Annotated in this window: 21 protein-coding genes; 20 read left to right on the top strand and 1 reads right to left on the bottom strand. The window is 69.1% G+C overall.

Annotated features, from left to right (window positions below):
• The first annotated feature begins 36 nt into the window (after positions 1-36).
• From M5C96_RS22245 to M5C96_RS22200, 10 genes are all read left to right on the top strand, one after another.
• Positions 37-1,776, top strand: a complete 1,740-nt coding sequence (locus M5C96_RS22245; protein ID WP_272565328.1) for an AMP-binding protein — start codon at positions 37-39, stop codon at positions 1,774-1,776.
• Positions 1,773-3,377, top strand: coding sequence for a carboxyl transferase domain-containing protein (locus M5C96_RS22240; protein ID WP_272565326.1), 1,605 nt, complete (start codon positions 1,773-1,775; stop codon positions 3,375-3,377). The genes M5C96_RS22245 and M5C96_RS22240 overlap by 4 nt, the downstream gene beginning before the upstream one ends.
• 37 nt (positions 3,378-3,414) lie before the next feature.
• Positions 3,415-4,581 carry a dienelactone hydrolase family protein gene (locus M5C96_RS22235; RefSeq protein ID WP_272565324.1) on the top strand — a complete coding sequence of 389 codons (1,167 nt, stop codon included), beginning with the start codon at positions 3,415-3,417 and terminating at the stop codon, positions 4,579-4,581.
• A 78-nt stretch (positions 4,582-4,659) separates the two neighbouring features.
• On the top strand, positions 4,660-5,442 hold the full coding sequence (locus tag M5C96_RS22230) for an enoyl-CoA hydratase/isomerase family protein (protein ID WP_272565323.1): 783 nt from the start codon (positions 4,660-4,662) through the stop codon (positions 5,440-5,442).
• 20 nt (positions 5,443-5,462) lie between these two features.
• Positions 5,463-6,182 (top strand): DUF4126 domain-containing protein, encoded by a 720-nt coding sequence (locus tag M5C96_RS22225; RefSeq protein ID WP_272565322.1) that lies wholly within the window; start codon positions 5,463-5,465, stop codon positions 6,180-6,182.
• The gene (locus M5C96_RS22220; protein ID WP_272565321.1) at positions 6,183-6,305 is read left to right on the top strand and encodes a hypothetical protein; all 123 of its coding nucleotides are present in this window, start codon (positions 6,183-6,185) and stop codon (positions 6,303-6,305) included. It begins immediately after the preceding gene.
• The gene (locus M5C96_RS22215) at positions 6,298-6,420 is read left to right on the top strand and encodes a hypothetical protein (RefSeq protein WP_272565319.1); all 123 of its coding nucleotides are present in this window, start codon (positions 6,298-6,300) and stop codon (positions 6,418-6,420) included. Before M5C96_RS22220 ends, M5C96_RS22215 begins: the two co-directional genes overlap by 8 nt.
• On the top strand, positions 6,413-8,434 hold the full coding sequence (locus M5C96_RS22210; protein WP_272565318.1) for an acetyl-CoA carboxylase biotin carboxylase subunit: 2,022 nt from the start codon (positions 6,413-6,415) through the stop codon (positions 8,432-8,434). The genes M5C96_RS22215 and M5C96_RS22210 overlap by 8 nt, the downstream gene beginning before the upstream one ends.
• A gap of 37 nt (positions 8,435-8,471) precedes the next feature.
• Positions 8,472-9,392: a 2-hydroxyacid dehydrogenase gene (locus tag M5C96_RS22205; protein ID WP_272565317.1), complete on the top strand. Its 921-nt coding sequence runs from the start codon at positions 8,472-8,474 to the stop codon at positions 9,390-9,392.
• Positions 9,393-9,435: 43 nt separating this feature from the next.
• A complete protein-coding gene (locus M5C96_RS22200; RefSeq protein WP_272565316.1) occupies positions 9,436-10,350 on the top strand; it encodes a hydroxymethylglutaryl-CoA lyase in 915 nt (304 codons plus the stop codon).
• A gap of 30 nt (positions 10,351-10,380) precedes the next feature.
• Here M5C96_RS22200 and M5C96_RS22195 read toward each other — a convergent pair whose 3' ends face one another.
• On the bottom strand, positions 10,381-11,328 hold the full coding sequence (locus tag M5C96_RS22195; protein ID WP_336297870.1) for a LysR family transcriptional regulator: 948 nt from the start codon (positions 11,326-11,328) through the stop codon (positions 10,381-10,383).
• 234 nt (positions 11,329-11,562) lie between these two features.
• Here M5C96_RS22195 and M5C96_RS22190 point away from each other — a divergent pair, with 234 nt between their 5' ends.
• The 10 genes from M5C96_RS22190 (at position 11,563) to M5C96_RS22145 (ending at position 21,819) form a co-directional block, all read left to right on the top strand.
• Complete coding sequence (locus tag M5C96_RS22190; protein ID WP_272569814.1) at positions 11,563-13,044, top strand: ABC transporter substrate-binding protein; 1,482 nt, start codon at positions 11,563-11,565, stop codon at positions 13,042-13,044.
• A gap of 46 nt (positions 13,045-13,090) precedes the next feature.
• Entirely contained in the window at positions 13,091-14,008 is a 918-nt protein-coding gene (locus M5C96_RS22185) for an ABC transporter permease (RefSeq protein ID WP_272565314.1), read from the top strand.
• A 22-nt stretch (positions 14,009-14,030) separates the two neighbouring features.
• Entirely contained in the window at positions 14,031-14,948 is a 918-nt protein-coding gene (locus tag M5C96_RS22180) for an ABC transporter permease (protein ID WP_272565313.1), read from the top strand.
• A 13-nt stretch (positions 14,949-14,961) separates the two neighbouring features.
• Complete coding sequence (locus M5C96_RS22175) at positions 14,962-15,948, top strand: ABC transporter ATP-binding protein (RefSeq protein ID WP_272565312.1); 987 nt, start codon at positions 14,962-14,964, stop codon at positions 15,946-15,948.
• Positions 15,945-16,796: an ATP-binding cassette domain-containing protein gene (locus M5C96_RS22170; protein WP_272565311.1), complete on the top strand. Its 852-nt coding sequence runs from the start codon at positions 15,945-15,947 to the stop codon at positions 16,794-16,796. The genes M5C96_RS22175 and M5C96_RS22170 overlap by 4 nt, the downstream gene beginning before the upstream one ends.
• Before the next feature lie 55 nt (positions 16,797-16,851).
• Complete coding sequence (locus M5C96_RS22165) at positions 16,852-18,261, top strand: M20 family metallopeptidase (RefSeq protein ID WP_272565310.1); 1,410 nt, start codon at positions 16,852-16,854, stop codon at positions 18,259-18,261.
• A gap of 85 nt (positions 18,262-18,346) precedes the next feature.
• Positions 18,347-18,853, top strand: coding sequence for a YbaK/EbsC family protein (locus M5C96_RS22160; protein WP_272565308.1), 507 nt, complete (start codon positions 18,347-18,349; stop codon positions 18,851-18,853).
• Positions 18,850-19,125: a DUF1289 domain-containing protein gene (locus M5C96_RS22155; protein WP_272565306.1), complete on the top strand. Its 276-nt coding sequence runs from the start codon at positions 18,850-18,852 to the stop codon at positions 19,123-19,125. Before M5C96_RS22160 ends, M5C96_RS22155 begins: the two co-directional genes overlap by 4 nt.
• A complete protein-coding gene (locus M5C96_RS22150) occupies positions 19,122-19,772 on the top strand; it encodes a 2-hydroxychromene-2-carboxylate isomerase (RefSeq protein WP_272565305.1) in 651 nt (216 codons plus the stop codon). Before M5C96_RS22155 ends, M5C96_RS22150 begins: the two co-directional genes overlap by 4 nt.
• A gap of 388 nt (positions 19,773-20,160) precedes the next feature.
• Complete coding sequence (locus M5C96_RS22145) at positions 20,161-21,819, top strand: MFS transporter (protein WP_272565304.1); 1,659 nt, start codon at positions 20,161-20,163, stop codon at positions 21,817-21,819.
• Positions 21,820-21,941: the final 122 nt, after the last annotated feature.

The following is a 21,941-nucleotide window of genomic DNA, read 5'->3' as shown; positions in this document are numbered from 1 at the left end:
CCGGGCCGGGGGCGTGCCACACGAGGAGACATTGCCATGGACCCAGTGAGCCCGACTGCCCCGTTGACTTCCGCCTTTGCACGCGGCAGCACGGCGGTGCCCCTGATCGAGCAGATGATCGGCGCCTTCTTCAGCGACATGGCGCAGCGCCAGCCGGACCGCGAGGCGCTGGTGAGCGTGCACCAGCGCCTGCGCTACACCTACGGCCAGCTGCACACCGAGGTGCGCCGCCTGGCCAGCGCGCTGCTGGGGCTGGACCTGAACCCGGGCGACCGGGTGGGCATCTGGTCGCACAACAACGCCGAATGGGTGCTCATGCAGCTGGCCACGGCGCAGGTGGGCCTGGTGCTGGTCAACATCAACCCCGCCTACCGCACCTCGGAGGTGGAATACGCGCTCAACAAGGTCGGTTGCAAGGCGCTGGTGACGATGGCGCGCTTCAAGACCAGCGACTACCTGGGCATGCTGCGCGAACTGGCGCCGCAGTGGGCCGCCGGCACGCCTGGCGCACTGCAGTCCGACCGGTTGCCGCAGCTGCGCACGGTGGTGTGGATCGACGGCGCGCCGGGAGACGCGGCGGGCGGTGGCGACCCGCCCGGACTGCTGCGGTTTTCCGAACTGGTGGCGCGCGGCGACGCGCAGGATGCACGCATCGATGCCGTGGCCGCCACGCTGGGCGCCGACGACCCCATCAACATCCAGTTCACGAGCGGCACCACGGGCTTTCCGAAGGGCGCCACGCTCACGCACCGCAACATCCTGAACAACGGGTTCTTCATCGGCGAGTGCATGCGGCTCACCCCCGAGGACCGGCTGTGCATTCCCGTGCCGCTGTACCACTGCTTCGGCATGGTGCTGGGCAACCTGGCCTGCCTCACGCACGGAGCGGCCATCGTGTACCCGAGCGACGGCTTCGATCCGCTCAAGGTGCTGGAGACGGTGCAGGCCGAGCGCTGCACCGGCCTGCACGGCGTGCCCACCATGTTCATCGCCGAGCTGGACCACCCGCGCTTCGCCGAGTTCGACCTGTCCACGCTGCGCACCGGCATCATGGCCGGCTCGCCGTGCCCCATCGAGGTGATGAAGCGCGTGGTGAGCGACATGCACCTGTCGGAGATCACCATCGCCTACGGCATGACCGAAACCAGCCCGGTCAGTTGCCAGAGCAGCACCGAGACGCCGCTGGACAAGCGCGTGTCCACCGTGGGCCAGGTGCAGCCGCACCTGGAGATCCAGATCATCGACCCCGAATCCGGCGCCGTGGTGCCCGTGGGCGAGCGCGGCGAGCTGTGCACGCGCGGCTACTCGGTCATGCACGGCTACTGGGACGACCCGGCCAGGACCCGCGAGGCCATCGACGATGCCGGCTGGATGCACACCGGCGACCTGGCCACCATGGATGCCGAGGGTTATGTGAACATCGTCGGCCGCATCAAGGACATGGTGATCCGCGGCGGCGAGAACGTGTACCCGCGCGAGATCGAGGAGTTTCTCTACCGCCACCCGCAGGTGCAGGACGTGCAGGTGGTGGGTGTGCCCGATGCCCGGTACGGCGAAGAGCTGTGCGCCTGGATCATTCCCAAGCCCGGCACGGCCGCACCCACCGAGGACGACATCCGCGCGTTCTGCAAGGGGCAGATCGCGCACTACAAGGTGCCGCGCTACATCCGATTCGTCGCCGAGTTCCCGATGACGGTGACCGGCAAGATCCAGAAATTCAAGATCCGCGACGCCATGAAAGAACAGCTCGGCCTGCAGGAAAGCACCACCGCATGATCCTCGAATCCCAACTCAATGCCCGCTCGGCCGACTTCCTGGCCAATGCCGCCGCCATGCGCGCCCTGGTCGATGACCTGCGCGCCCGCACCGCCCAGGTGGCCCAGGGCGGCGGCGAAGCCGCCCGCGCCAAGCACACGGCCCGCGGCAAGCTGCTGCCGCGCGAACGCGTGCAGATGCTGCTGGACCCCGGCACGCCGTTCCTCGAACTGGCGCCCCTGGCCGCGCTCAACATGTACAACAACGACGCGCCCGGCGCCGGGCTGATCGCCGGCATCGGCCGCGTGAGCGGCGTGGACTGCATGGTGGTGTGCAACGACGCCACGGTGAAGGGCGGCACCTACTACCCCATGACGGTGAAGAAGCACCTGCGCGCGCAGGAGGTGGCCGCGCAGAACCACCTGCCGTGCATCTACCTGGTGGATTCCGGCGGCGCCAACCTGCCCAACCAGGACGAAGTGTTTCCCGACCGCGATCACTTCGGCCGCATCTTCTACAACCAGGCGCACATGAGCGCGCAGGGCATCGCGCAGATCGCCGTGGTGATGGGCTCGTGCACCGCCGGCGGCGCCTACGTGCCGGCCATGAGCGACGAATCCATCATCGTCAAGAACCAGGGCACCATCTTCCTGGGCGGCCCGCCGCTGGTGAAGGCGGCCACGGGCGAGGTCGTGACGGCCGAGGACTTAGGGGGCGGCGACGTGCACACGCGCCTGTCCGGCGTGGCCGACCACCTGGCGCAAAACGACCTGCACGCGCTGCAGCTGGCCCGCAACGCGGTGCGCAATTTGAATAGAAACAAGGCCCATGCCGGGGAATTGCATGCCTCCGTTGCTCCTAAATTCATAGCGGATGAGCTGTACGGCGTGATTCCGGTGGACACGCGCAAGCCCTTCGACGTGCGCGAGATCATCGCCCGCATCGTCGACGGCAGCGAGTTCGACGAGTTCAAGGCGCGCTACGGCACCACGCTGGTCACGGGCTTCGCGCGCATCGAGGGCATGCCCGTGGGCATCATCGCCAACAACGGCATCCTGTTCAGCGAGTCCGCGCTCAAGGGCGCGCACTTCATCGAGCTGTGCTGCCAGCGCAAGATCCCGCTGGTGTTCTTGCAGAACATCACCGGCTTCATGGTGGGCCGCAAGTACGAGAACGAGGGCATCGCGCGCAACGGCGCCAAGATGGTCACCGCCGTGGCCACCGCCGCCGTGCCCAAGTTCACCATCGTCATCGGTGGCTCGTTCGGCGCGGGCAACTACGGCATGTGCGGGCGGGCGTATTCGCCGCGCTTCCTGTGGATGTGGCCCAACGCGCGCATCTCCGTCATGGGCGGCGACCAGGCCGCGAGCGTGCTCGCCACCGTCAAGCGCGACGGCATCGAGGGCAAGGGCGGCCAGTGGAGTGCCGAGGAGGAAGAGGCCTTCAAGGCCCCCATCCGCCAGCAGTACGAGAGCCAGGGCCACCCCTACTACGCCACCGCGCGCCTGTGGGATGACGGCGTGATCGACCCTGCCGACACGCGCCGCGTGCTGGCGCTGGGCCTGTCGGCCACGCGCAATGCACCCATCGAAGACACGAAGTTCGGCCTGTTCCGCATGTGATGGCCGGTCCGCCGAAGACTCCGACGCAGATCCCGCCATGACCCTTCGCCGACATGCCCTGGCCTGGCTGCTGCGCTGTGCGCTCCTGCTGGGCGCCTTGCCCGCCCTGGCGCAGCTGGCGCCGTCCACACCGCCCCCGCTGGATGCCACGCTGCGCGAGCAGATCGTGATGGTGCCCAAGGGCGAAGGGCTGCTGGCCACCGAGCTGGAAACCACCGTGTACCGCCCGGCGGGCACGGGGCCGTTTCCCGTCGTCGTGATCAACCACGGCAAGGCCAACGGCAATCCGCGCCTGCAGGAGCGTGCGCGCTATCTGGCGGCCGCCCGCGTGTTCGTGGAGCGCGGCTACCTCGTGGTGATCCCGATGCGCCAGGGCTTCTCGCGGTCCACGGGCGCCTACCTGGGCAGCGGCTGCAACGTGGAAGGCAATGGCCGCAACCAGGCCGAGGACGTGCAGGCCGCGCTGGCCTACGTGCGCGGCCTGCCGGATGCGGACAGCCAGCGCATCGTGGTCGTCGGCCAGTCGCACGGCGGCCTGACCACCCTGGCGCTGGGCACGCTGAACCCGCCCGGTGTGCGCGGGCTCATCAATTTCGCCGGCGGGCTGCGGCAGGAGCAATGCCCCGGCTGGGAAAACAACCTGGCCAGCGCCTTCGGTGCCTACGGCCAGGGCACGCGCCTGCCGTCGCTGTGGTTCTACGGCGACAACGATTCGTACTGGCCCACCTCGCTGTACCGCGACATGTACGCGCGCTACGTGGCGGCCGGTGGGCGGGCGCAGTTGGTGGCGTATGGCCGGTTCGGAACCGATTCGCACCGGCTGTTCGCCTCGCAAAGCGGCGTGCCGGTCTGGCTGCCGGAGGTGGAGCGCTTCCTGGCCGGCCTGGGTCTGCCGTCCCGGCCGGTGACGCACATCCCGCTGATGCCGCACGACAGCGCCGTGCCCCGGGCCACCGACGCCTACCCCGTCGCCGATGCGTCGGCCATCCCCTACGTGCGCGATGCGGCACGGGAGGGCTACCGCAAGTTTCTGGCGGCGCCGTGGCCCCGTGCCTACGCCATCGCGCCCAGCGGCGCCTGGGCTTATTACTACGGCCGGGCCGATGCCATGGCCGCGGCGGTGGCCCGCTGCAACGAAAACGCCAAGGCGGCGACCTGCCACCTGTATGCCGTGGACGACCATGTCGTGTGGGAGGCGCCGTGAGCCCGCACGTTCGCCCGCCGCACGCATCCGGCCGCATCCGCGTTCGCCCTTTTCTCCAGAGCACCGAGGAACCCACCCATGAACTCCGTCCAGACAGCCTATGACGGCGCCGTGGCGCGCATCACGCTGGCCCAGCCCGATCTGCGCAACGCCTTCAACGACGAAACCATTGCCGCGCTCACGTCCGCCTTCGCGCAGGCCGGCGCCCGCGACGACGTGCGTGCCGTGGTGCTGGCCGCGCAGGGCTCGGCCTTTTGTGCCGGCGCCGACCTGAACTGGATGCGCCGCATGGCCGACTACACGCGCGAGGAGAACGTGGCCGACGCCGGCGCGCTGGCCGAGATGCTGCGCACCATCTACGAATGCCCCAAGCCCACCATCGCCCGCGTGCAGGGCGACGTGTATGCCGGCGGCATGGGCCTGGTGGCGGCCTGCGACATGGCGGTGGCCGTCGATACGGCGGGCTTTTGCCTGTCGGAGGTGAAGCTGGGGCTCATCCCCGCGACCATCAGCCCCTATGTGATCCGCGCCATGGGCACACGCGCGGCCCACCGCTACTTCCTGACCGCCGAGCGCTTCGGCGCGGCCGAGGCCTTGCACCTCGGCTTCGTGCACGCGGTGGTGGAGTTCGAGCAGCTCGACGACACGGTGGATGCCTGGCTCAAGGCGCTCACCAGCGCCAGCCCGGCCGCGGTGCGCGCGTGCAAGCGGCTGGTGCAGGACGTGGCGGGCCGCGACATCGATGCCGCGCTCATCGCCGCCACGGTGCAGGGCATTGCCGACATCCGCGCCAGCGACGAAGGCCGCGAGGGCGTGCAGGCCTTCCTGCAAAAGCGCAAGCCGTCCTGGCTGCCGGTCTGACCGCGCCACCGGAACCCGCCATGGACGCGCTCTGGCTGCACATCGTTCAGTGGCTCCACGCCGCAGGGCTGCACGTGGACCCCGGCACCGCCCGCGACGTGGCGGCCGGCGCGGCCCAGGCCACTTCGGCGATGGATCTGCCAGGCCTGCTGGCGCTGGCCGCCGCGCTCGGCTGGGCCAGCGGGTTCCGGCTCTATGCGGTGGTCTTCCTCGTGGGGCTCATGGGTGCGGGCGGCTGGCTGCCGTTGCCTGCCGGGCTGCACGTGCTGCAGCACCCGGCCGTGCTGGCCGTGAGCGGACTGCTGCTGTGCGTGGAGTTCTTCGCCGACAAGGTGCCCTGGCTGGACAGCGCCTGGGATGCGGTGCACACCGTCATCCGCATTCCCGGCGGCGCGTTGCTGGCCGCGGGCGTGTTCGGCGCCGACAACGCCACCATGGGCCTCGTTGCGGGGCTGCTCGGCGGTTCGCTCTCGGCCACGGCACTGGCCACGAAGATGACCACGCGCGCCGCGGCCAACACCTCGCCCGAGCCGTTCTCCAACTGGCTGCTGTCGTTCTTCGAGGACGGCCTGGTGGTGGCCGTCGTGTGGATGGCCACGCAGCACCCGGTGCTGTTCGGCATCGCGCTGGTGGTGATGCTGGTGCTGTCGGCGCTGCTGCTGATCGTGCTTTTCAAGTTCCTGCGTGCCGTGCTGCGGCGCGTGTCGTCCCTCTTTTCCGGTCCTGCGAAGGTGGTTTGAATGTTCTCCAAAATCCTGATTGCCAACCGCGGTGAAAACGGCCGCATCGCAGCCGTTTCGGCCAATGGCGTGGCGCGCGCAGCGTGCGCAGGCGATTTCTCCGCGGAGGTGGCCCATGTTTAAGAAGATCCTGATTGCCAACCGCGGTGAAAGCGGTTGCATCGCAGCCGTTTCGGTAAATGGCGTGGCACGCGCAGCGTGCGCAGGCGGTTTCACCGCGGAGGTGGCCCATGTTTAAGAAGATCCTGATTGCCAACCGCGGTGAAATCGCCTGCCGTGTGGCGGCCACCGCCCGCCGGCTCGGCGTGAAGACCGTGGCCGTGTACTCCGATGCCGACGCCGGCGCCAAGCACGTCGCTGCATGCGACGAGGCCGTGCACATCGGCGGCAGTTCGCCCAAGGAAAGCTACCTGCAGTGGCAGCGCATCATCGACGCGGCCCGGACCACGGGCGCGCAGGCCGTGCACCCCGGCTACGGCTTTCTGTCGGAGAACGAGGAATTCGCCCAGGCCTGCGCGGATGCCGGGCTGGTGTTCATCGGCCCGCCCCCGTCCGCCATCCAGGCCATGGGCCTGAAGGCCGAGTCCAAGCAGCTCATGGAAAAGGCTGGCGTGCCCCTGGTGCCGGGCTACCACGGCGCCGACCAGGACCCCGCGCTGCTGCAGCGCGAGGCCGACCGCATCGGCTACCCCGTGCTCATCAAGGCCAGCGCGGGCGGCGGCGGCAAGGGCATGCGCGCGGTGGACCGGTCGGAAGACTTCGCCGCCGCCCTGGCGTCGTGCCAGCGCGAGGCCATCAACAGCTTCGGCGACGACGCGGTGCTCATCGAAAAATACGTGCAGCGCCCGCGCCACATCGAGATCCAGGTGTTCGGCGACACGCTGGGCCACTGCGTGTACCTGTTCGAGCGCGACTGTTCGGTGCAGCGGCGCCACCAGAAGGTGCTGGAAGAAGCCCCGGCCCCCGGCATGACCCCGGCCATGCGCGCCGAGATGGGCAACGCCGCCGTGGCCGCCGCCCGCGCGGTGAACTACGTGGGCGCGGGCACGGTGGAGTTCATCGTGGAGCAGCGGGCCGATGGGTCCATGGACTTCTTCTTCATGGAGATGAACACCCGCTTGCAGGTGGAGCACCCGGTGACCGAGGCCATCACCGGCCAGGACTTGGTGGAGTGGCAACTGCGCGTGGCCTGCGGCGAGCCTTTGCCGCTGGCGCAGGACCAGCTGCGCATCGGAGGCCATGCCATCGAGGCGCGCATCTGCGCCGAGAACCCCGACAACCAGTTCCTGCCCGCCACCGGCACGCTGCAGGTGTACCGCAAGCCGGAGGCCACCAGCTTCGAGCGCGCGCCCCTGGGCAGCGGCGGTGTGCGCATCGATGACGGCGTGCGCGAAGGCGACGCCATCAGCCCCTTCTACGACTCGATGATCGCCAAGCTCATCGTGCACGGCGACACGCGCGAGCAGGCGCTGGCCCGGCTCGACGAGGCGCTGGCGCAGACCCGCATCGTGGGCCTGTCCACCAACGTGCAGTTCCTGCGCCGCGTGGCCCGTACCGATTCGTTCGTGCAGGCCAACCTGGACACGGCCCTGATCCCGCGCGAGCAGGCCGTGCTGTTCCACCAGGAGCCGGTGGGCCTGCCGCTGGCCGCGGCGGCAGCGGTGGCCCGGACGCTGCAGCGCGAGCGCGCCACGGAAGGGGCCGACCCGTTCAGCCGCCGCGACGGCTGGCAATCGCACGGCGTGACGCGCCGCCGGTTCGCGTTCGAGTTCGGCGGCCAGCCTGCCAACGCCTGGCTCACCTACGCCGCGGGCGGCGCGATGGAGCTGGCGGTGGGCGAGGGCGATGCCGCCGTGGCGGGGCCGCTGGCCTTCACCGCCGATGGCGATGGCCTGGACCTGCACTTCGCCGGCCAGCGCACGCGCGCGGTAGTGCATGCCCAGGGGGAGACCGACCACGTCTTCACGCCGCGCGGCGCCACGCAGATCGTCGCCATCGACCTGCTGGCCCATGCGGGCGAGGCGCAGTCCGAAGGCGGACGCCTGACCGCGCCCATGCCCGGCAAGGTGGTGTCGTTCGCCGTGAAAGCGGGCGACGCCGTGACGAAGGGCCAGGCCCTGGCCGTGATGGAGGCCATGAAGATGGAGCACACCATCGCCGCGCCCGTGGACGGCACGGTGCAGGAGCTGCTCTATGCGCCCGGCGACCAGGTGACCGAAGGCGCCGAACTGCTCAAGCTCTCGCCCGCGTGACAGCGCGCAATCCGCAGCCGCGATACGCTCCTGGGCCATGAACATCACCTTCTGCTGTACGCACACCAAGGCCGAGCCCTGGCTGCAGGGCCTGCAGGCCGCGCTCCCCGGGGCGCACATCACCGTCTGGCAACCGGGCGCGCCCCCGGCCGATTTCGCCGTGGTCTGGGCACCGCCCCAGCAGTTCATGGACGAGCAGGCCGGCATCCAGGCGCTCTTCAACATCGGCGCGGGCGTGGATGCGCTGCTGGCGCTGCGCCTGCCGCCCGGCGCGCAGGTGGTGCGGCTGGACGATGCCGGCATGGCCGTGCAGATGGCCGAATACGTGTGCCATGCGGTGGTGCGCCACTTCCGCGAGTTCGAGGCCTACGAGGCCGACATGCGAGCGGGGGGCTGGGCCTACCGCCGGCCGCGCCTGCGCGGCGACTTCTCCGTCGGCGTCATGGGCCTGGGGGTGCTGGGCGAGCGCGTGGCGAAGGCGCTGGCGCACTTCGAGTTCCCGGTGAACGGCTGGAGCCGCTCGCCCAAGGCCGTGGAGGGCGTGAGGGCCTTTCATGGCGCGGCGGGTTTCGACGGTTTCCTGGCTACCAGCCGCGTGCTGGTGAACCTGCTGCCGCTCACGCCCGACACGCAGGACATCATGAACCGCGACACGCTCTCGCGCCTGCAGCCGGGCGGCTATGTCGTCAACGTGGCGCGGGGCGCGCACCTGGTCGAAGACGACCTGATCGCCCTCATCGACGCCGGCCACCTGGCCGGGGCCACGCTCGACGTGTTCCGCACCGAGCCGCTGCCCGCCGACCACCCGCTTCGCACGCACCCCCGCATCACGACCACGCCCCACACCTCCGCCCGCACGCTGCGCGAAGAAAGCATCGCCCAGATCGCGCGCAAGATCGCCGCCATGCAGCGCGGCGAGCCGGTGGCCGGCATCGTGGACCCCCGGCGCGGCTACTAGGCCACGGGCGCCGCCCCGCATTCATCACCGCAGGATTTTCCCCATGAGCAGCAGCATTCCTTCCCGCGTCAAACTCGTCGATGTCGGTCCGCGCGACGGCCTTCAGAACGAAAAGTCTCCCGTGCCCGCCGCGGTCAAGATCGGTCTCGTGCACCGCCTGCAGGCGGCCGGGCTGACGGAGATCGAGGTCACCAGCTTCGTCTCGCCCAAGTGGGTGCCCCAGATGGCGGACAACGTGGAGGTGATGGCGGGCATCGAGCGCCAGCCCGGCGTGCGCTATTCGGTGCTCACGCCCAACCTCAAGGGCTACGAGGCCGCCGTGCCCACGCGGCCCGACGAGATCGTCGTCTTCGGTTCGGCCAGCGAGGCCTTCAGCCAGAAGAACATCAACTGCAGCATCGCCGAGAGCATCGAGCGCTTCGCGCCGGTGGTCGAGGCGGCGCGCGCGGCGGGCATTGCCGTGCGGGGCGCCATGAGCTGCACCGTGGGCTGCCCCTACGAGGGCGAGGTGGCGCCCGAGCGCGTGGCGTACCTGGCGGGCCTGATGAAGCAGATCGGCGTGCAGCACGTGGGCGTGGCCGACACCATCGGCGTGGGCACGCCGCGCAAGGTGCAGCGCGCCATGGAAGCCACCTTGCAGCACTACGGCATCGACGCGGTGTCGGGCCACTTCCACGACACCTACGGGCAGGCGCTGGCCAACACGCTGGCCTCGCTGGAGATGGGCGTGTGGCAGTACGACACCTCCGTGGCGGGCCTTGGCGGGTGCCCCTACGCCAAGGGCGCCACGGGAAACGTGGCGACCGAAGACGTGGTCTACATGCTGCATGGCATGGGCATCGACACGGGCATCGACCTGGATGCGCTCATCGATGCGGGCGCGTACATCAGCGACTTCCTGGGCCGGCCGTCCAACTCGCGCGCCGCCAAGGCGCTGCTCACCAAGCGCCTGGGCTGAGGCCGCGCGTGGCCTGAGCGCTGGGTGCGGTCAGCCGCCAGACAGCGGCGCGGCCACGTTCTGCAATTGCTCCTTGAGGTGCGCGAGAAAGGATTGCGCCGCGCGTGACAGCGTGCGGCCCATCAGCGTCTGCACCTCGATGTTGCGCAGGTCCAGGCCCCGGTCGCGCAGGCGCACGCAGGCCATCTCCTCGCGCTCGATCTGGTAGCGCATGGTGATCTCGCCCGAGATGGACACGCCCTCGGGCTCGTGCTTGACGAACCCGAACAGGCTGGCGATGTAGTTGCTGGTGAGCACGGGGTCGATCTGCACCTTCTGGCGGCTGCACGCGATGTCGAACAGTTGCCGCACGGTGGTGTCCATTTCGGGCAGTGCCACGGGGTGGTTCTGCAGCTGCGACAGGCTGACCTGCTGAAAGCGCGTCAGCGGATGGCCGCGCTGCACCACGGCCAGCACGGGCGAGGGCTGCAGCAGCTCGATGCGGATGTCCTTTTCGGCGCTGCGGCTCATGGTGATGCCGATGTCCGCATCGCCCAGCAGCACGCGCCGCGTGCTTTCGGCCGGCGGAAACACCCCCAGGTGGAACTGGATGCCCGGGTGCCGCCGCCGGAAATCGCTGATGAGCCGGGGCAGGAATTCCAGCGCGAAGCCCTCCGACGAGGCCAGGCGCACCCGCCCGCGCTCCATGCCCTGCAGCGCCTGCATTTCATGCACCACGCGCTCCGCGTCGTGCGCGGACTTCTGCGCATGCACCGCCAGCAGCTCGCCCGCCGCACTGGGCACCATGCCGCGCGCGTGGCGGTCGAACAGCGTCGCGCCCAGGAGGTCTTCCAGGTGCGCGATGTGTCGGCTGATGGCCGAACCGGCCACGTTCAACCGCTGCGAGGCCTCGCTGATCGAGCCGCAGCGCACCACCTCCAGGAAGTAGCGCAGGGCCGTGTCCTGCAATTGGCGGGCAACGATCTGCGAGCGTTTCATGGCGGTGGGCGATGGGGCGTGGTGCGCTGCGGCAATCCCCCAAGCATAGGCGCAATGCGGTGCAAGCATTGCCTTTTTGAGATCGCTCGCCGCGATATTCGGTAATGGCGGAAACGCCTTCGAGGTCCCATTCTTGCTCCCGTTCACTGTGTTTCCTGTTTCATCACGATGAAGGAGTTCGCAATGGGGCATTTATTCACCCACTGGGTGCGCCGGGGCTGTCTGGCACTGGGCATGATGGTTTTCGGGGCCGGCGCGCACGCTGGCAAGGCCAACGACACGCTGACCTACGCGTCGGACAACGAGGTCGAGAACGTGAGCCCGTACCACAACAACATGCGCGAGGGCGTCGTGCTCGCGGCCATGGCGTGGGACACGCTGCTCTACCGCGACACGAAGACGGGCGAGCTCAAGCCGCAGCTCGCCACCGCCTGGAAGTGGGAGTCGCCCACCGCGCTGCTGGTCACGCTGCGCCAAGGCGTCACGTTCCACAACGGCGACAAGTTCACGGCCGACGATGTGGCCTACACCTTCAACGTGGTGACCGGCCCCGACGCCAAGATCGCCACGCGCCAGAACACCGACTGGATCAAGGGCGTGGACAAGGTGAGCGACTACGAGGTGCGCATCCACCTCAAGACGCCGTTCCCCGCGGCGCTGGAATACCTGGCCGGCCCCACGCCCATCTACCCCGCAGCCTATTTCACCAAGGTGGGGCTGGAAGGTTTCAGCAAGGCGCCGGTGGGCAGCGGCCCCTACAAGATCACCAGCGTGGTGCCGGGGCAGGGCGTGACCATGGTGAAGAACACTGCCTACTTCAAGGACAGCCCTGCGGGCCAGCCCAAGATCGGTACCGTGAAGTTCACCGTCATCCGCGACCCGGAAGCCCGCATGGCCCAGCTGATGACCGGCGCGGTGGACTGGATCTGGCGCGTGCCGGCCGACCAGGCCGATTCGCTGAAGGCCGCGCCCAACCTCTCGGTGCTGAGCGGCGAGACCATGCGCGTGGGCTTCATCTCCATCAACAACAACGGCACCACGCCCGAGGCTGCGCCCTTCAAGGACCCCCGCGTGCGCCAGGCGCTCAACTACGCCATCAACCGCAAGGGTCTGGCCGACAGCCTGGTGCGCGGCGGCAGCCAGCCGGTGTATGCGCCGTGCTTTCGCACGCAGTTCGGCTGCGACACCAGCAAGGTGCAGCAGTACGAATACAACCCGGCCAAGGCCAAGGCGCTGCTGGCCGAGGCGGGCTACCCGAACGGCTTCGACACCGCGCTGTGGGCCTACCGCGAGCGCGAGTACGCCGAGGCGATGATCGGCGACCTGCGCAAGGTCGGCATCCGCGCGCGGCTGCACTTCGTGCAGTACCCGGCGCTGCGCACCGAGTTGCGCGCCGGCCGTGCACCGCTCACGTTCCAGGCCTGGGGATCGTTCTCGATCAACGACGCTTCGGCCTTCGTGGGCAACTTCTTCAAGGGCGGCCCGGACGACACCGCCAAGGACCCGCAGGTCATCGCGCTGATGCAGACGGCCGACGCCACGGTGGACAAGGCCGAGCGCAAGGCCAAGTACGCCCAGGCGCTGCAGCGCATCTCCACCCAGGCCATGTGGGCGCCGCTGTTCTCGTACTCGACCAACTACGCGTTCACCTCGGACCTGAAGTTCGAGGCCCAGCCCGACGAGCTGCCGCGTTTCTTCCAGGCCAGCTGGAAGTGATGGCCCCGGCGTTCGTGTCCCTCCCACACCCTCGCGGGCCCCTGCCATGCTGATCTACATCTTTCGCCGCCTGCTGGTGGCGCTGAGCGTCATGCTGACCGTGGCGGTCGTCAGCTTCATGCTGCTGCACCTGTCGGGCGACCTGGCCACCGCCATCGCGGGGCCGGAATCGAGCGCTGCCGACGTGGAGAAGATCCGCGTGCAGTACGGGCTGGACCGCCCCATCGTGGAGCAGTTCTTCGACTGGCTGGGCGCGGCGGCGCGGCTGGATTTCGGGCGGTCGTTCTATTTCCAGAACACCGTCATGGAGCTGGTCGGCGAGCGCCTGCCCATCACGCTCAAGCTCGGCGGCGTGGCGCTGCTGCTGGCCGTGGCCGTGGCCATTCCATTGGGCGTGCTGGCCGCGCTCTACCGCGACACGTGGATCGACCGCCTGGCATTGATGGTGGCGGTGGTGGGCCAGGCCATGCCGACCTTCTGGTTCGCGCTCACGCTGGTGCTGCTGTTCGCCGTGGGCCTGAAGTGGCTGCCCGTGGCGGGCAACACGAGCTGGCAGCATTTCGTGCTGCCGGCGGTGGCGCTCGGCTACTACGCCATGCCGGCCATGATGCGGCTCACGCGGGCCGGCATGCTGGACGTGCTGAGCGCGGACTACATCCGCACCGCGCGCGCCAAGGGCCTGAGCCGCTCGCGCGTGGTGTTCAAGCACGCGCTGCGCAACGCCATCATTCCGGTGGTGGCGCTGGCCGCGGTGGAACTGGGCTTCATGCTCGGCGGCTCGGTGGTGATCGAGTCGGTGTATTCCATGCAGGGGCTGGGGCAGCTCGCCTGGGACTCCATCGCGCGCAACGACTACCCCGTGGTGCAGGCCGTGGTGCTGATCATCGCGGTGTTCTACATCGCGCTCACCTTCCTGGCCGACGTGCTCAATGCCGCGCTCGACCCGCGCATGCGCACCCGCTGAAGCCGCCGCACCGGAGATTGCCATGAACGCTTCCACCACCCTTTCCTCTCCCGGCGCGGCGGCCACCCTGGCCCTGCCGTCGCCACCGGCCTGGCGCCGCTGGCTGCGCCGCGTGCTGGGCCAGCGCGGCCTGGTGCTCGGCGCCATCGTGCTCGTGCTGGCTCTGGTGGCCGCGCTGCTCGCCCCCTGGATCAGCCCGCACGACCCCTATGCGCAGGACGTGACCCAGCGCCTCATTCCACCCGTCTGGCATGCCAAGGGCAGCTGGGAGCACGTGCTGGGCACCGACAAGCTCGGCCGCGACTACCTGAGCCGGCTCATCTACGGCGCCCGCGTGTCGCTGCTGATCGGCGTGGTCACGGCGCTCATCGCCGGGGCCATCGGCACCACGCTGGGCGTGCTGGCCGGCTACTTCGGCGGCCGGGTGGATGCGGTCATCAGCTACATCATCACCACGCGCCTGGCCATGCCGGTGGTGCTGGTGGCGCTGGCCATGGCCTCGCTCGTGGGCGGCTCGCTGCAGGTGGTGATCGTGCTGCTGGGCCTGCTGCTGTGGGACCGCTTCGCCATCGTGACCCGCTCGGCCACGCAGCAACTGCGCGATGCCGAGTTCATCGCGGCGGCCAAGGCGCTGGGCGCCTCCACGCCGTACATCCTGGTGCGCGAGTTGCTGCCCAACCTGATGAGCGCGCTCACCGTGGTCGCCACGCTGGAGATGGCGCACGCCATCCTGCTCGAATCGACCCTGTCGTTCCTGGGCCTGGGCGTGCAGCCGCCCACGCCGTCGTGGGGCCTGATGGTGGCCGAAGGCAAGGCTTACATGTTCTTCCAGCCCTGGGTGATCCTGATCCCCGGCGTGGTGCTGGCGGTGCTGGTGCTGGCCATCAACCTGGTGGGCGACGGCATCCGCGATCTCACGGCCCCCGATGGCCGGAACTGAAAGGCAAAGAGCCATGACCACCCCTTTGCTGGACGTGAAGAACCTGCGCGTGGACCTGCCCACCGAGCGCGGCATGCTGCACGCGGTGCGCGGCATCGATTTCCACGTGAACCGCGGCGAACTGCTGTGCCTGGTGGGCGAATCGGGCTGCGGCAAGTCGATGACCTCGCTCGCGCTCATGGGCCTGCTGCCGCGCAAGGCGGTGCGCACGGCCGACCGCATCCGCTTCGACGGTGCCGAGCTGCAGGGCCTGCCCGAGCGCGGCATGGCAGCGCTGCGCGGCGCCCGCATGGCAATGATCTTCCAGGAGCCGATGACCTCGCTCAACCCGTCGTACACGCTGGGCGACCAGCTGTGCGAGGCGCTGCGCGCGCACCGCAAGGTGAGCATGGCCCAGGCGCGCGAGCGGGCCGTGTACCTGCTGGAGCGGGCGGGCGTGCCGCAGGCGCCCGAGCGCCTGCGCCAGTACCCGCACCAGCTCTCGGGCGGCCTGCGCCAGCGCGTGATGATCGCCATGGCGCTGATGTGCGAGCCCGACCTCATCATTGCCGACGAGCCCACGACGGCGCTGGACGTGACCATCCAGGCGCAGATCCTGCGGCTGCTGCGCGAGCTGCAGCAGGAGTTCGGCACGGCCGTGGTCTTCATCACCCACGATCTGGGCGTGGTGGCGCGCATCGCCGACCGCGTGGCGGTGATGTATGCGGGCGAGGTGATCGAAACCGCGCCGGTGGGCGAGCTTTTCGCGCGCCCCACGCACCCCTACACGCAGGGCCTGCTCAATTGCATTCCCGTGCGCGGCAAGACGCTGCCGGGCAGCCGGCTGAAGGCCATTCCCGGCGTGGTGCCCAGTCTCGTCGGCACCGTGCAGGGCTGCGCTTTTTCCAACCGCTGCGCGCACGTGCAAGCCGCGTGTGCGCACACGCCGCCCTATGTGGCGGTGGATGCCCACCACGCGGTCCGCTGCGTGCATGCCCATCCCCTGGCGGAGGCCGCATGACCCCTTCACCCCTTCCCCCCGCACCCGGCAGCGACATCGCGCTGGAGCTGTGCGCGCTGCACCGCAGCTTCCGCCTGAAGCGCGGACTGTTCCGCGCGCCCGGCGAGATCCACGCGGTGAACGACGTCTCGCTGCGCGTTCTCAAGGGCGAAACGCTGGGCCTGGTCGGCGAATCCGGCTGCGGCAAGAGCACGCTCGCCAAGATGCTGCTGGGCCTGCTGCCGCCCAGCTCGGGCAGCGTGCTGGTCGATGGCAAGGAGATCGATCCGCGCCAGCGCCGCGCGCTGGCGCGGCGCATCCAGCCCATCTTCCAGGACCCGTACTCGTCGCTCAACCCGCGCCGCACCGTGGCCGACATCGTCGGCGTGCCGCTGCGCCTGCACCAGGTGGGCACGGCCGTGGAGCAGCGCCGGCGCGTGCGCGAGATGCTCGATCTGGTCGGCATGCCCGAGCGCACCCATGCGCAGTACCCCAACCAGCTGTCGGGCGGGCAGCGCCAGCGCGTGGCCATCGCGCGGGCGCTGGTGCTGCGGCCCGACATCCTGATCTGCGACGAACCGACCTCGGCGCTCGACGTGTCGGTGCAGGCGCAGATCCTGAACCTGCTGCTCGACCTCAAGGCCGAGTTCGGCCTGACCTACCTGTTCATCAGCCACGACCTGGGCGTGGTCGAGCACCTGGTGGACCGCGTGGCCGTGATGTACCGCGGCGCCATCGTGGAACTGGGCACGCGCGAGCAGATCTTCGCCCGGCCCGAACACGCCTATACCCGCCGGCTGCTGGCCTCCGCGCTCACGCCCGAGCCGGGCCTGGGCATTCCTGACATCGAGCGTGCGGCCCTGGCCTGAGCAGCCTATATGCACCTTCCATTCACTCCACCCACCCCACCCGAGGACCTTTCCCATGAGCCGTGACCAAGCCATTGCCCAGACGCTGGCCTGCTTCGATGACGGGCGCTTTCAGCAGACGCTGGCGCGCCGGGTCGCCTTCCGCACCGAAAGCCAGGACGCCGCCAGCGGCTCCATCCTGCATGCCTACCTGACCGAGGAGATGGTGCCGCAGCTGCAGGCGCTGGGCTTTGCATGCCGTGTGGTGGACAACCCGGTGCCGGGCAAGAGCCCCTTCCTGCTGGCCGAGCGTGCCGAGGAGGGCGCTGCCTTCACGCTGCTGACCTACGGCCACGGCGACGTGGTGCGCGGCTACGACGCGCAATGGCGCGCGGGCCTCAAACCGTGGGACATCGTGGTGGAGGGCAACCGCTGGTATGGCCGCGGCACGGCCGACAACAAGGGCCAGCACACCATCAACCTCACCGCGCTGGAGCAGGTGCTGGCGGTGCGGGGAGGCCGCCTGGGCTACAACGTCAAGATCATCCTGGAGATGGGCGAGGAGGACGGCTCGCCGGGCCTGAACGCGGTGTGCGCGAACGAGCGCGATGCGCTCGCGGCCGACCTGTTCATCGCCTCCGACGGGCCCCGGGTGTCCGCCTCGCGCGCCACCCTGTTCCTGGGCTCGCGCGGCGTCTTCAATTTCGACCTGCACGTGAAGCTGCGCGACGGTGGCCACCACTCGGGCAACTGGGGTGGCCTGCTGCGCAACCCGGGCATCCGGCTGGCGCATGCCATCGCCAGCCTGGTGGACGAGCGCGGCCGCATCCAGGTGCCGGGCCTGCGCCCCACCGAGCTGCCCGCCAGCGTGCGCGAGGCGCTGCGCGACATCGACGTGGGCGGTGGCCCGGACGACCCCGAGATCGACCCGGACTGGGGCGAGCCCGGCCTGACCCCGTCCGAGCGCGTGATCGGCTGGAACAGCCTGGAGGTGCTGGCCTTCACCACCGGCAACCCGGCCATGCCGGTGCATGCCATTCCCGCCGAGGCGCGCGCGCACTGCCACATGCGCTACGTGGTGGGCTCCGACCCCACGGCGTTCCTGGACCACATCCGCGAGCACCTGCAGGCCCGCGGCTTCACCGACGTGGAGGTGCGAGGCACCGACGTGCACATGGCCGCCACCCGGCTGGATCCGGACGATGCCTGGGTGCGCTGGGGCCTGGCCTCCATCGAGCGCTCCACCGGCCGGCGCCCGGCGCTGCTGCCCAACCTGGGCGGCTCGCTGCCCAACGACGTGTTCTCCGAGACCCTGGGCCTGCCCACGCTGTGGGTGCCGCACTCGTACCCGGCCTGCTCGCAGCACGCGCCCAACGAGCACATCCTGGCGGACGTCACGCGCGAATCGCTGCAGATCATGGCCGGCCTGTTCTGGGATCTGGCGGAGCAGGGCCCCGGCGTGCACCAGGAGCGCGCGGCGGCTTGAAGGTCCCCCGAGAGGCTGCGCGCCCCGGCGGCCATCGCTAAGATCAACGCTTTGGACCACCGGCCTTCCGGCCTTGAGAGATCCCATGTGCGCAGCCGAACTCATTCCCCTTCCCGAAGGCGTCCAGCGCGTGGCCGCCACGCTGCAGTCGCTGGGCCATCCGCACATGCCGCGCATGCTCGACGATGCGGCGCGCACCGCCCAGCAGGCGGCCGATGGCCTGGGCATCCTGGTCGGCCAGGTGGCCAAGAGCATCATCTTCCGGCGCAAAAGCGACGATGCGGCCGTGCTGGTCGTCACCTCGGGCGACCGGCGCGTGGATGAGAAGAAGGTCGAGGCCCACGTCGGCAAGATCGGCCGCGCCGATGCCGAGTTCGTCAAGGCGCGCACGGGCTTCTCGATCGGCGGCGTGTCCCCCGTGGGCCACGCCACGCCGCCGGTCACGCTGATCGACCGCGAACTGTTCCGCTTCGAGGAGATCTGGGCCGCGGCCGGCCACCCGCACAGCGTGTTCGCGCTGCGCCCGCAGGACCTGGAAAAGCTCACCAGCGCGCCCGTGGTCGATGTGGTGCAAGCGCCGATCGAACCATGAGTGCGACCGAATCGATCGCCAACCGCGCGATGCTGCTGAGCGCGGGAGGCTATTTCGACGAGGACAGCACGGACGGCGTGCCCTCGCCGTGCATCTCGGTGTGCCGCCTGTCGGCCGACGGCACCTACTGCGACGGCTGCTTTCGCACGCTGGACGAGATCCGCGCATGGTCGGGCGCGGATGACGCCGAACGCCGCGCGATCTGGGCCCGCCTCGCGCAGCGCGCGGGTTTCGAGTTTCCCCCGCCATCCCCTTTTCCGGACCTGCCGTGAAGCACATCACCTTCTACCTGGACTTCGTCTCGCCCTATGCCTGGCTGGCGTTCGAGCAGTTGCCGCAGGCCCTGGAAGGACTGAGCTACAGCGTCGAGTACCGGCCCGTGCTGCTGGGCGCGCTGCTGCAGCGCCACGGCAACCCGGGTCCGGCGGGCATTCCGGCCAAGCGGCTGTGGACGTACCGCCATGCCGAATGGCTGGGCCATTCGCTCGGCACGGGCCTGGTCATGCCGGCCCAGCACCCGTTCAACCCGCTGCCGCTGTTGCGCCAGTCGCTGGCCTGCAGCGAGGACGGCGCCATCAACCGCTTCGTGGCTGGCACCGTGCTGCGCCACGTGTGGCTGGGCGGGCACGGTGCCAACGACCCTGCGCGGCTGCAGGCGCTGGCCGAGGCGCTCGCGCAACAGGTGCGCCCGGACCCCGCAGGCACCGCCGCCAAGGCCCTGCTGCGCGCCAACACCGACGCGGCGGCGCAGCGTGGCGTGTTCGGCGTGCCGGCTTTCGAGGTGGAAGGCCGCCTGTTCTGTGGGCTGGACAGCCTGCCCATGCTGCGGGCCTGCCTGAGCGGCGACCCCTGGTTCGACGGCCCCGCGTGGGGCCGTGCCGAGGCGCTGCCCTCCGGCTTGCCGCCCGCCGCCGCCTGATCCCGCCGAACCCGGTGGCAGGCACCGAGTCGGCCTGCTTGATCGCGCTGACGCGGCAGATTCCCCCGACGTCCCCGCCCTTTCAGGGTTAGTCCCTGGCAGGGTTTTCCCGTGGCGCGGCGGTGCGTCGTTGGTGCCTCCGTGGCCCGTTCGGTGGGTTGCACCGCAGTTTTACCCCCCGATTTACCGCATCGAGAAATGCGGGTGCAGGGTTGGCCCGGGGTTTGTCAGGTGGCTGTCAGTCCGGGGCGCCGTGGGGCGCCTGGCGCTTGTCAGTGTTTGGTCAGATGCACGTCCGATATTGCGGTCCAGGCTGCGACGAGTGCCCGGAAACCCCATCGCACCGTGCATTTCCGCATCCATCCGACCACCAATGGAGACAAGCACCATGGCTACCAATGTTGCATCCCGGCCCATGTCGCCGGAAGAAAGAAAAGTCATCTTCGCCTCGTCGCTGGGCACCGTGTTCGAGTGGTATGACTTCTACTTGTACGGCTCGCTCGCGGCCATCATCGCCAAGCAGTTCTTCAGCGGGCTGGATGCGGGCTCGGCCTTCATCTTCGCGCTGCTGGCCTTCGCGGCCGGTTTCATCGTGCGGCCCTTCGGCGCGCTGGTGTTCGGGCGCCTGGGCGACATGATCGGGCGCAAGTACACCTTTCTCGTCACCATCCTGATCATGGGCCTGTCCACGTTCATCGTGGGCATCCTGCCGACCTACGCCAGCATCGGCGTGGCCGCGCCGGTGATCCTGATCGCGCTGCGCATGCTGCAGGGCCTGGCCCTCGGCGGCGAGTACGGCGGGGCCGCCACCTATGTGGCCGAGCACGCGCCGCAAGGCAAGCGCGGCGCCTATACCTCGTGGATCCAGACCACCGCCACGCTGGGCCTGTTCCTGTCGCTGCTGGTCATCCTGGGGACCCGCACCGTGATGGGCGAGCAGGAGTTCGGCGACTGGGGCTGGCGCATTCCGTTCCTGGTGTCCATCCTGCTGCTGGGCATTTCGGTGTGGATCCGGCTGTCGCTGTCGGAATCGCCCGCCTTCCAGAAGATGAAGGCCGAGGGAAAGACCTCCAAGGCGCCGCTGGCCGAGTCGTTCGGCGAGTGGAAGAACCTCAAGATCGTGATCCTCGCGCTGATCGGCCTGACCGCCGGCCAGGCCGTGGTCTGGTACACGGGGCAGTTCTATGCGCTGTTCTTCCTCACGCAGCAGCTGAAGGTGGATGCCGTCACGGCCAACCTGATGATCGCCGCCGCGCTGCTGATCGGCACGCCGTTCTTCATCGTGTTCGGCACGCTGTCGGACAAGATCGGCCGCAAGCCCATCATCATGCTGGGCTGCGTGCTCGCCGTGCTGACGTACTTCCCGGTGTTCAAGGCCCTGACCGAAGCCGCCAACCCCGATCTCGCCGCCGCGCAGGCCAAGAACAAGGTGGTGATCGTGGCCGACCCGGCCGAGTGCTCGTTCCAGTTCAACCCCACGGGCACGTCCAAGTTCACGAGTTCGTGCGACATCGCCAAGCAGGTGCTGGCCGCCGGTTCGGTGAGCTATGACAACGAAGTCGCACCGGCCGGCACGCCCGCCGTGATCAAGATCGGTGCCACCACCATCCCGAGCTACAGCGCCAAGGGCCTGCCCGCCGACCAGGTCAAGGTCAAGGACGCGGAGTTCAAGAAGGCCGTGGCCGACACCCTCAAGGCCGATGGCTACCCCACCAAGGCCGACCCCGCCAAGATGAACAAGGTGATGATGGTCGTCCTGCTGACCTACCTCGTGCTGCTGGTGACCATGGTGTACGGCCCCATCGCCGCCATGCTGGTGGAAATGTTCCCCACCCGCATCCGCTACACGTCGATGAGCCTGCCGTACCACATCGGCAACGGCTGGTTCGGCGGCCTGCTGCCCACCACCTCGTTCGCCATCGTGGCGCAGACCGGCAACATGTACAACGGCCTGTGGTACCCCATCATCATCGCGGGCGCCACGGCGGTGATCGGCACACTGTTCATCCGCGAAACCAAGGACGTGGACATCTACGCCAACGACTGATGGGAACCGCCCGGGCTCCCGTGAATCGGGAGCCCGCAGTGCGGAAAAGGGCTGCATGTGTTGGCAAAAAACGCCAAAGTGTGGTGGCGATGCATCAAGGCTGTTATGAAAATGACTTTTGG

Origin of the sequence: Acidovorax sp. GBBC 1281, from assembly GCF_028473645.1 — a bacterium.
In the GTDB taxonomy this organism is placed as follows: Bacteria; Pseudomonadota; Gammaproteobacteria; order Burkholderiales; family Burkholderiaceae_C; genus Paracidovorax.
The sequence above is the reverse complement of the archived record's forward strand: the minus strand, read 5'-3'. Positions and strand labels throughout refer to the sequence as shown.